The following is a 9,207-nucleotide window of genomic DNA, read 5'->3' as shown; positions in this document are numbered from 1 at the left end:
ATTTGTTGGACGAAGTGTATACCAGGGCCCGGACATGAAACGTGCACCTGTTCGAACAGCGGTCGTTAGTGCACCATATACGGGGTTCCGCGGGGGTTGTTGCGACGGAAGGTCATCATGTCGTGGAAGATCTCGGCGGAGGAACGGTCGTCACTAGTTGCATCAGTGTCCGGACCTGCACCGTCGGCAAGCACACCCGGGCGCAGCATCTGCGCGAGGTAGGACGGGTCGACCGTCGCGGCACCGACGTAGCGGGCGGCGTGCACCTGCTCGGCGTTGATCCGCGTCCAGTCCACCGTCCAGCCGACGTGCCGGAGCAGCTGGTCGAAGAAGTAGCGTTGCGTCCGGCTGTTGCCGTCCTGGAAGGGATGCACCATCGTCATCTCCGACCAGTGGTCGGCGACGGTGCGCACCGCCGCGTCGAGGTCCGAGTCCGACGGGGGCTTGCGGTCGATGTCGTGGAGCACCCGGTCGAGTTCCTTGTCGACGAACTGGGCGCGGCACATCGCCATGCCCATCGCACCGACCTCGGTGGTGCGCACAGCACCCGCCCACGGGTACACGTCCTGCATCAGGTACGAGTGGACCCTGACCAGTTCATCACGGGTGAAGCTGGTCAGGGGATCGCCGCGCTCGAGTTCGGCCAGGCGCAGGGCGGCGGTCCGTCCGGCCAGCGACTCCAGTTCCGCGAGGTCGGTGATGCTGAAGAAGTTCTCCGGGAAACTGCCCGTCATGCCCCGGCCACCCGCTCGCGCAGTTCGCGGGCATGGGTGGAATCGCCGTAGCCGTCGTGCTCCAGCATCGCCAGCACCGAGTTGTCGGCGCTGGTTTCACCCCGGAGGATCCGCCGGACCTCGGCCTCGGTGTCCTGGCTCAAGGGTTGGCCGGCCATGGTCATCGACGCGTCGACGGCGGCGGCTTTCTGGTCCTCGGTGCGGTGGTCTGTCACGGTTCTCAGGGCCTTCCTGTGGTGGTCGACGACCACCACAGTCTACCAAGGAAAGGCGATCTGAACAGCGGAAATGTTTTACTTTCCGGCCTTGATGGCGCGCATCCAGGTCATCTTCTTGCCGTTGTTGAGGATCGAACCACGGTAGATCCGGGCGACCAGCAGCAGCACCAGGAAGATGGTCAGCGCCAGCAGCGCGAAGGACGCGACCAGCAGCCCCAGCGACATGTCTCCGGAGGCGTAGCGCATCGGCGCGACACCCAGCGACATCGGCGGCACCCACGAAAGCACCTGCATCACCGTGGAGTCCGGTGCGCTCCAGCCGAAGATCGGCGGGTACAGCACCACGAAGAAGACGAGCATCACCGGCATCTGTGTGCTGCTCAGGTCCTCGGCCTTGCTCACCAGTGACCCGGCGGCCGCCCACAGTGCACTGAAGAAGAGCATGCCCAGGATGAAGGAGACCAGGAGCACCGGAATCGTCGCCGCGTCGATCTGGATGTCGGTGAGCATGCCCGTCATCCCGAGCGCGGCGAATGCGGCTCCGAGGATCACCACCGTGCCGATGGAACCGATGATCAGCATCGCCAGGATCTTGCCGACGAGCAGGTCGATCGGACGGATGGTGGCGAGGATGATCTCGACGACGCGCGAGGACTTCTCCTCGGTGACCCGTCCGCCCACGTTGCCGGCGAAGATCATGATGAACATCAGGATGACCGAGGTGCCGAGCATGGTGGTCACCACGGCGGCGATGTTGTCGTCCTGGGCGTCCTCGGAGACGTCGACGGTCGTCACCGCCGCGTCGGGGAGTGAGGCGGCGAAGTCGTCGGGATCCACGCCCACGGCGTCCAGCGCCTCGTTCTGGGCGATGGCGGACGCCGCGGCCTGCGCGGCAGCGGCGACGGCCGGGTCCGGCGTGCCGTCGGCGATGAGCTCGAAACCGTCGGACGTGCGGACGAGTGCGGCGTCCTTCCCGTCCTGGACCGCCGAGACCGCGGCGTCCCGGTCGTCGACCGCACTGACGTCGATACCGTCGCCGGCGATCTCGGAGACGACGGAGGAGTCCGTGCCGCCGACGACGAGTTCGGGGTTGTCGCTGTCTCTGCCGGTGAAGAAGTTGACGATGAACACCGCGGCGATCACGCCGACGAGCACGATGATGAAGGTGGCGATGATCGCCTTGTTCTTCGTGGCGACCTGGATCTCACGCTCGGTGACGGTGCGGATCGCACCGGCGCGCGAGTAGCCGGAGGGGGCGGGAGCGGGGGTTCGCTCGGGGGTTCGCGTGGTCATGAAGAGACGACCTCCTTGAAAAGATCGGTCAGGTCGGGGACGCGGCGGGAGAAGCCGTGGACGGTGCCCGCGTCGAGCGCGGCGTGGAGGATCTGCTGGTCGCCGACGTGTCCGGCGTCCAGGACGACGGAATCCGCGTCCGACTCGACGACCCGCGTGCCCGCCGGGTACCAGTCCCGCGCGGTGGTGCGGACCTCGTAGAGGACGGGGCCGCGGTCGCGCAGGTCGTCCACCGTGCCCTCGGCCTTCATCTGGCCCTTGGTGATGATGCCCACCCGGTGGCACAGTCGCTGCACCAGGTCGAGCTGGTGGGAGGAGAAGAGGACCGGCACGCCCTCGGCGGCCTTCGCCAGCAGCAGCTCGCTCATCACCGAGACCGCGACGGGGTCGAGACCGCTGAACGGCTCGTCGAGGATGAGCAGCTCGGGGTGGTGCACCAGGGAGGCGGCCAGCTGCACGCGCTGCTGGTTACCGAGGGAGAGCTCCTGGAGTTTGGAGTTGGCGCGCTCGGTCAGGCCGAGCTGCTCGAGGAGCTCGTCGGTGGCGGTGGTGGCGGCCTGCTTGGTGAGTCCGTGCAGGCGTCCGAAGAAGATCAGCTGGTCGGCGATCTTCTCCTTGTCGTAGAGGCCGCGTTCCTCGGGCATGTATCCGATGGTGCGGCGGATGTCGTCGTTGATCGGGGTGCCGTCTACGCGGGCCTCCCCGGTGTCCGAGGTCAGCACGCCGAGCGCGATGCGCATGGCGGTGGATTTGCCGGCACCGTTGGATCCGACGAAACCGTAGACCTCGCCGGGTCGCACGGTGAAGGTCATGTCGGTCAGGGCGCGGACGGCGGAGTCGCCGCTGCCGAAGGTCTTGTTGAGGTGGTCGATTTCCAGGGTGGGCACGGGTTGCTCCTCTGGTTGTGGGGACGTGGTGGCCAGACTAGTTGTTTGGTGGGGGAACCGGAACGGGGCCGAAGGTCGTGGCGTAGGCGATGGTGGGCATCGCCGTCGCTGCCATCATCGAGAGAACGGTCAGCAGGCCGCCGGTGTAGACCCAGCGGTGCAGGCTCTCCGGGTTCGCGACGGCGACGAAGATCATGAACAGCGCGACGACCAGGAGGAACAGGGTGGTCCAGCCGTAGGCGACGGACTGCCAGGTGCTCAAGACCTTCGCCTCGTACTCGTCGAGCTCGGAGTCCGGGGCCACGTCGCGGGTGTTGATCACGGTGCGCAGCATCGTCCAGCTCACGCAGACGATGACGGTGAAGGGCAGCCACGCGAGGATCAGCGGCAGCCAAAAGATCTGTGCCACGGTGGTGGCCACCCCGAGCACGAGGGACCACAGGTAGATCCTGATCAGGAGGCGGACACGGGCCTCGGTCCGCCAGGACGGTGCCTGGGTGGACAGGGTCTCCTCGCGGCGCCGCCAGCGCTCGGCGCGGTTCTCGGCTCGGTTCTCTGCCCAGTCGTTGACTCTGGTGAGGACGCTCATGATGCTGGCACCTCTTCCCGGTGTTCCACGGAGACGAGGAGGTCCTTGTTCATGCCGCCCGCGATGCCCTGGAGTATCTGCAGGGGAATGTAGAGAATCGCGGCAAATGTCATGTAGCTGCAGGCCTGGAGTGCGCGGACCACGGAATTCAGTGCCGACCGAGGATCATCGCCGCTCAATCTGACGAGCGGGACCAAAGAGAACGCCAACAGGGCGAGCATGATGAAGCAGATGCAGGTGCCCAGGGCTCCGCGCAGCGCCTTGTTGCGGCGCTGCAGCTCGTACTCGTCGAGGTCCTGCTCCGGTCGCCGGTCCTGGTGGTGAACGCTACGACGGAGAAGAAAGATAGCCGTCACGGCCACGAGGTCTCCGATCATCCAGCAGACAAAGGCAAACCCGGTCGACGTCAGGGAGAGGACCGCAGCGCAGATGACGAGGGCGATGCCGACATGTGCGGTGAGTACGAGTCGCTGACGGTAGGTGACGATCTTCGGTACTGACCGTTTCATCACTGATCCTTCCGGTAGATCTCGGTGGACATGGGGCCGAACTCCGTGCGGCTGAACACCGCGGCGACGGGGAGGTCGAAGACCTCGCAGACGCGGAAGGCCAGGTCGAGGCTGGGGGAGTGGTCGCCGCGTTCCAGTGCGCCCACGGTCTGTGGGTTCACGTCGATGAGTGCCGCCAGGTCCGCGCGCGACATGTCCCGTTCCGCGCGCAGCACCCGGATCCTGTTGTGGATCGGGGTGGCGGGCTTCTTCTTCGGGGACATGACACAAAGTGTTGTATAAACCCAATGACTTGTCAAGAATTTTAGGTGGCGGACGGACCAGGGGCAGGCCTACGCTGGCGGCCATGACCAACGCAGAAACAGCGCAAACAGCGCAGACAGTCACGCTCAACGACGGCCACGAGATCCCGCAGCTCGGCCTGGGCGTGTGGGAGCTCTCCCCGGAGGACGCCTACGCCTCCACCCGCGCGGCGATCAGCGCCGGCGCCCGCCACATCGACACCGCCGCGGCCTACGGCAATGAGTCGGACGTGGGACGTGCCATCGCCGACGCCATCGCCGAGGGTGAGGTCACCCGCGACGACCTCTACGTGACCACCAAGCTCTGGAACGCCGACCAGGCACCGGGCAAGGCCGCCGGGGCGATCGACACCTCCCTGGCGAACCTCGGTCTCGACCACGTCGACCTGTGGCTGATCCACTGGCCCGTGCCGTCCTACGGCCGTTACGTCGATGCGTGGCGCGCGCTGATCGAGGCGCGCGAGGCGGGTAAGACGACCTCCATCGGTGTGTCGAACTTCTACCCGGAGGTGCTCGACGAGATCATCGACGCCACCGGTGTGGTCCCGGCCGTCAACCAGATCGAGCTGCACCCGGGCCTGTCCCAGCAGGCGCAGCGCGCCGACGACGCCAAGCGCGGCATCGTCACCGAGGCCTGGTCGCCGCTGGGCCGTGGACTGCTGGACCACCCGGTCGTCACGGCCGTGGCCGATGAGGTCGGGGCGTCCGCCGCGCAGGTCATCGTGCGCTGGCACCTGCAGCAGGGCATCGTGGTGTTCCCGCGCTCCAGCAAGGCCGAGCGGGTGAAGGAGAACCTCGACGTGGACGGTTTCGAGCTCAGCGACGAGCAGATCGACCGCATCACCGCCCTGGACGACGACGAGGCCGCCGCCGGGCGTGTCGGCGCGGACCCGCGCGAGGCGTCCTTCGGCGTCCCGGAGGAGTGACCTGCCCCTCGTTTGAGGTGTTCACCCCACCGCCGCCGGAACTTTCGGGGACAATGGGCCACCGGAGACCAACCGGACGGGAAGGCAGTTGAGGGTATGGCAGAGGCACAGGCGGGATCAGGGGTACGGGTCACGCGCGACGGCACCACGCCGGGAGTCGGCATCATCACGCTGTGCCGTCCGGAACGGCGCAATGCGCTGGACGCGGACGTGTGCGTGGCCGTCGCCGAGGCGGTGGAGGGCTTTGTAGCTTCCGGCGACCCGGTGCGCGTGATCCTCCTGCGCGCCGAGGGACCCGCCTTCTGCGCGGGCGCGAACCTGAAGGGCGGGGTGTACGCCACCGACTTCTTCGGCAGTCTCGAACGTATGATCCGGGCCGTCACCGAGGCCCCGGTGCCAATCGTCGCCGACGTGCAGGGCCCGGCGGTCGGCGCGGGCTGCCAGCTCGTGCTCGCCTGTGACCTGCGGGTGATGGGCCCGAAGGCGCGGGTGTGGGTGCCCGCGGTGCGTCACGGTTTCAGCCTCGACCGCTGGACGGTCGCCCGTGCGGTGGAGCTGCTCGGCGGCTCGGTGGCGCGCAACGTGCTGATCGCCGGGGCGCAGGTGGGCCAGGCCATGGCCGTGTCCACCGGGTTCGCCACACTCGGCGGTCCTGCGCACGACGCCCTGGAGCTGGTCCGCACCATGGCCGGCCAGGCGCCGATGCCGATGCACTACTTCAAGCTGGCGATGAACAACCCGTCACCGGACGAGGAGCTCGCCGGGGAGATCGACCGGCTCGGCGGGGCCTGCTGGCTCAGTCGCGACGCCGCGGAGGCGCGCCGGGCCCGTGAGGAGAAGCGTCCCCCGGTCTTCGAGGGACGGTAGGTTTTCGAGGAAGGTAGATGGCGGTGTCCCAGAACATCGGCGGTGACCTGACCGGGCTGAGCTCGGCGGAGGTGGCGCAGCGCGTCCGTGAGGGCAGGACGAACGAGGTCGGACGCAGTACCGGCCGCAGTGTGTGGCAGATCATCCGGGCGAACGTCTTCACCCGGGTCAACGCGATCCTCGGCGTGCTGTGCGTGATCGTGCTGTCCACCGGGTCGTGGATCAACGCGGCGTTCGGCCTGCTGATCATCGCCAACTCGGCGGTGGGGGTAATCCAGGAGCTGCGTGCCAAGCGCACGCTGTCCAACCTGCGCATCGTCGGGGAGACGCAGCCCACCGTGCTGCGCGACGGGGAACGCCGCACCGTGCACCAGTCCGAGGTCGTGGTGGACGACCTGGTCGTGGTGCGCACCGGCGACGAGATCGTGGTCGACGGCCCACTGGTGGCCGTGGTCGACAGCGGCTTCTCCGTCGACGAGTCGCAGCTCACCGGTGAGGCGGACGCGGTGTCCAAGCAGGTCGGCGACGAGGTGCTCTCCGGGTCCTTCGTCTCCGCCGGCACCGCGGTGTTCCGCGCCGGGCGGGTGGGGCAGGACGCCTACGCCGCCAAGCTCGCCGCCGAGGCCAGCGAGTTCTCGCTGACCGACTCGGTGCTGATGAGCGGCATCAACTCCATCCTGCGGGTGATCACCTGGCTGCTGATCCCCACCGGTGTGCTCACGATCTGGACGCAGCTGGTGCGTTCCGGCACCGGCGTGCGCGAGTCGATCCTGTCGATGGCGGCGGCGATCGTGCCGATGGTCCCCGAGGGGCTGGTGCTGATGACGTCCATCGCCTTCGCCGCCGGGGTGGTACGCCTCGGCAGGTACAAGGCGCTGGTCAACGAGCTCGTCGCGATCGAGGGCCTGGCCCGCGTGAACACGGTGTGCACGGACAAGACCGGCACGCTGACCACCAACGAGATGGAGTTGGACGGCGTCTACGCCGCCGACGGGTCCGTGGCGTCGCCCGCGGCGCGCGAGGCGTTGGGCCGCCTGGTGGCGTCCCAGCAGGACCGCAACACCACCGCCGAGGCGATCCTGGCGTCCTTCGGGGACGCTGACGGGGAATCCGCGCCGGACCCTTTCGAGGGCACGGAGATTCCCTTCGGGTCGGCGTGGAAGTACTCCGGCGTGCAGCTGGAGGACGCCGCTTGGATCCTCGGCGCGCCGGACGTCCTGCTCGCCGACGGGGTCGCCGCGGCGACCGCCCGCGAGCTCGGCGACCGGGGACTGCGCGTCCTGGCGTTCGGGCGGGTGGACGGCACACCCGCGCAGGACGGCTCGACCGTACCGACACTCCAGGACCCGACGCTCGTCGCGCTCGGCCAGCAGCTGCGTCCCGATGCCCGCGAGACGCTCGACTTCTTCGACACCCAGGACGTGGACCTGAAGATCATCTCCGGTGACAACCCGGACTCCGTGGCCGCCGTCGCCCGCGGTGCCACCGACCACGAGCTGGTTGCCGTGGACGCCCGCGACCTCGACGACCTGTCGGAGGAGGACTTCGACGCCGAGGTCGCCCGCGCCAACGTCTTCGGCCGGGTGCGTCCCGAGCAGAAGCAGCAGATGGTCGGCTCACTGCACCGGGCGGGGCGCACGGTGGCGATGACCGGCGACGGGGTCAACGACGTGCTGGCGTTGAAGAAGGCAGACATCGGCGTGGCCATGGGTGCGGGTGCCCCGGCGACGCGCAGCGTGGCTCAGCTGGTGCTGCTGGACAACCGGTTCTCCGCGCTGCCGCGGGTGGTGGGGGAGGGCCGCCGGGTGATCGGCAACATCGAGCGGGTGGCGAACCTCTTCCTCACCAAGACCGTGTACTCGGTGGTGCTGGCGCTGGTGGTGGCGGTGCTGGGCATGTCCTTCCCGTTCCAGCCGATCCACGTGACCATCACCGGCTGGTTCACCATCGGGATCCCGGCGTTCATCCTGGCGCTGGCGCCGAACAACGAGCGTCCGCGGGACGGCTTCCTGCGCCGCGTGCTCGCACTGGCCGTGCCGTCCGGCGTGCTTGTCGGCGGCATCGCCGTGGCGATGTGGATCGTGGTGTACCCCGGTGGCGACGCCCCGGCGATGGAGCGGGCCCAGGCGGGCACGGCGGTGCTTTTGGCGCTGATCGTGATGGGGCTGTGGGTGCTGGGCATCGTGGCACGGCCGCTGGTGTGGTGGAAGGTGCTGCTGCTGGTGGGCTGCGTGACCGGCTACGTGCTGCTGTTCACGGTGCCGTTCCTGCGCGAGCTGGTGCTGCTGGAGCCCGGCAACACCGGCCTGATGCTGACCGGTCTGGTGGTCGGCGCGGTGGGCTGTGCGGCGATCGAGGCGGTGCATCGGCTGGTGCAGTGGTGGGCGCGTAGGACACGGAAAACACAGAAAACACAGAAAACGCAGGAAGCGCTGAGTAAGGAGGACGCCGATGCGTGAGCCGCAGGAGGTCGCGCGTGAGCGCGCGGAGGAGCTGCCGGGGGCGCGTCCGACCGCGCCCTTCGGGCCGGACTGGGAGGTGCACAAGGTGCACGGCAAGGTCTTCATGCTGCTCACGGAGGTCACCGGTGAGCCGATCGTGATCCTGAAGTCCGACCCGGTGGAGTCGACGGCGTTGCGGGAGCAGTACCGGCTGATCACGCCGGGCTACCACATGAACAAGCGGCACTGGATCACCCTGAAACCGGGGAACGGTGAGGGGTTAGAAGAGGATCTGGTGCGCGAGCTGGTGACCGAGTCCTACCGTCTGGTGGTTGCCAACAACCTGCCGCGGAAGCGCTGGCCGATCGACCCGGAGACCTTCGGGAAACCGGGGATCCACCCAAAGTAGTTGACATGTCATCTACTTTGGGTGGATCATGG

At 67.9% G+C, this 9,207-nt stretch carries 11 protein-coding genes; 4 read left to right on the top strand and 7 right to left on the bottom strand.

The genetic code is table 11. The features are described from left to right. Nucleotides 1-65 precede the first annotated feature (65 nt). The 7 genes from ACT3S3_RS06445 to ACT3S3_RS06415 form a co-directional block, all read right to left on the bottom strand. Complete coding sequence (locus tag ACT3S3_RS06445; RefSeq protein WP_301444241.1) at nucleotides 66-734, bottom strand: Fic/DOC family protein; 669 nt, start codon at nucleotides 732-734, stop codon at nucleotides 66-68. Continuing rightward, nucleotides 731-949, bottom strand: coding sequence for a hypothetical protein (locus ACT3S3_RS06440; protein ID WP_301444242.1), 219 nt, complete (start codon nucleotides 947-949; stop codon nucleotides 731-733). The genes ACT3S3_RS06445 and ACT3S3_RS06440 overlap by 4 nt, the downstream gene beginning before the upstream one ends. Before the next feature lie 78 nt (nucleotides 950-1,027). Beyond that, nucleotides 1,028-2,245, bottom strand: a complete 1,218-nt coding sequence (locus ACT3S3_RS06435) for an ABC transporter permease (RefSeq protein ID WP_441579828.1) — start codon at nucleotides 2,243-2,245, stop codon at nucleotides 1,028-1,030. Beyond that, nucleotides 2,242-3,132 carry an ABC transporter ATP-binding protein gene (locus ACT3S3_RS06430; RefSeq protein ID WP_441583008.1) on the bottom strand — a complete coding sequence of 297 codons (891 nt, stop codon included), beginning with the start codon at nucleotides 3,130-3,132 and terminating at the stop codon, nucleotides 2,242-2,244. The genes ACT3S3_RS06435 and ACT3S3_RS06430 overlap by 4 nt, the downstream gene beginning before the upstream one ends. Nucleotides 3,133-3,169: 37 nt before the next feature. After that, nucleotides 3,170-3,721, bottom strand: a complete 552-nt coding sequence (locus tag ACT3S3_RS06425) for a hypothetical protein (RefSeq protein WP_301443142.1) — start codon at nucleotides 3,719-3,721, stop codon at nucleotides 3,170-3,172. Further along, nucleotides 3,718-4,230, bottom strand: coding sequence for a hypothetical protein (locus tag ACT3S3_RS06420; protein WP_301443141.1), 513 nt, complete (start codon nucleotides 4,228-4,230; stop codon nucleotides 3,718-3,720). The genes ACT3S3_RS06425 and ACT3S3_RS06420 overlap by 4 nt, the downstream gene beginning before the upstream one ends. Next, nucleotides 4,230-4,493 (bottom strand): helix-turn-helix transcriptional regulator, encoded by a 264-nt coding sequence (locus ACT3S3_RS06415; protein ID WP_301443140.1) that lies wholly within the window; start codon nucleotides 4,491-4,493, stop codon nucleotides 4,230-4,232. The genes ACT3S3_RS06420 and ACT3S3_RS06415 overlap by 1 nt, the downstream gene beginning before the upstream one ends. 83 nt (nucleotides 4,494-4,576) lie before the next feature. Here ACT3S3_RS06415 and ACT3S3_RS06410 point away from each other — a divergent pair, with 83 nt between their 5' ends. From ACT3S3_RS06410 to ACT3S3_RS06395, 4 genes are all read left to right on the top strand, one after another. Continuing rightward, nucleotides 4,577-5,458, top strand: coding sequence for an aldo/keto reductase (locus tag ACT3S3_RS06410; RefSeq protein ID WP_301443139.1), 882 nt, complete (start codon nucleotides 4,577-4,579; stop codon nucleotides 5,456-5,458). A gap of 96 nt (nucleotides 5,459-5,554) precedes the next feature. Then, a complete protein-coding gene (locus tag ACT3S3_RS06405; protein WP_301443138.1) occupies nucleotides 5,555-6,325 on the top strand; it encodes an enoyl-CoA hydratase in 771 nt (256 codons plus the stop codon). Nucleotides 6,326-6,342: 17 nt separating this feature from the next. Continuing rightward, a complete protein-coding gene (locus tag ACT3S3_RS06400) occupies nucleotides 6,343-8,784 on the top strand; it encodes an HAD-IC family P-type ATPase (protein WP_301443137.1) in 2,442 nt (813 codons plus the stop codon). Further along, nucleotides 8,777-9,175: an MmcQ/YjbR family DNA-binding protein gene (locus ACT3S3_RS06395; RefSeq protein WP_301443136.1), complete on the top strand. Its 399-nt coding sequence runs from the start codon at nucleotides 8,777-8,779 to the stop codon at nucleotides 9,173-9,175. The genes ACT3S3_RS06400 and ACT3S3_RS06395 overlap by 8 nt, the downstream gene beginning before the upstream one ends. Nucleotides 9,176-9,207 lie beyond the last annotated feature (32 nt).

The organism is Corynebacterium sp. AOP40-4SA-5 (genome assembly GCF_052377355.1).
Taxonomy (GTDB): domain Bacteria; phylum Actinomycetota; class Actinomycetes; order Mycobacteriales; family Mycobacteriaceae; genus Corynebacterium.
This window is presented reverse-complemented; position numbering and strand designations above follow the sequence as displayed.

What these genes read in the sequence shown, in the direction of transcription:
- ACT3S3_RS06445 (WP_301444241.1), bottom strand. Translation starts at nt 734, where the DNA reads ATGACGGGCAGTTTCCCGGAGAACTTCTTCAGCATCACCGACCTCGCG.
- ACT3S3_RS06395 (WP_301443136.1), top strand. Translation starts at nt 8,777, where the DNA reads ATGCGTGAGCCGCAGGAGGTCGCGCGTGAGCGCGCGGAGGAGCTGCCG.
- ACT3S3_RS06435 (WP_441579828.1), bottom strand. Translation starts at nt 2,245, where the DNA reads ATGACCACGCGAACCCCCGAGCGAACCCCCGCTCCCGCCCCCTCCGGC.
- ACT3S3_RS06400 (WP_301443137.1), top strand. Translation starts at nt 6,343, where the DNA reads ATGGCGGTGTCCCAGAACATCGGCGGTGACCTGACCGGGCTGAGCTCG.
- ACT3S3_RS06405 (WP_301443138.1), top strand. Translation starts at nt 5,555, where the DNA reads ATGGCAGAGGCACAGGCGGGATCAGGGGTACGGGTCACGCGCGACGGC.
- ACT3S3_RS06420 (WP_301443141.1), bottom strand. Translation starts at nt 4,230, where the DNA reads ATGAAACGGTCAGTACCGAAGATCGTCACCTACCGTCAGCGACTCGTA.
- ACT3S3_RS06410 (WP_301443139.1), top strand. Translation starts at nt 4,577, where the DNA reads ATGACCAACGCAGAAACAGCGCAAACAGCGCAGACAGTCACGCTCAAC.
- ACT3S3_RS06415 (WP_301443140.1), bottom strand. Translation starts at nt 4,493, where the DNA reads ATGTCCCCGAAGAAGAAGCCCGCCACCCCGATCCACAACAGGATCCGG.
- ACT3S3_RS06425 (WP_301443142.1), bottom strand. Translation starts at nt 3,721, where the DNA reads ATGAGCGTCCTCACCAGAGTCAACGACTGGGCAGAGAACCGAGCCGAG.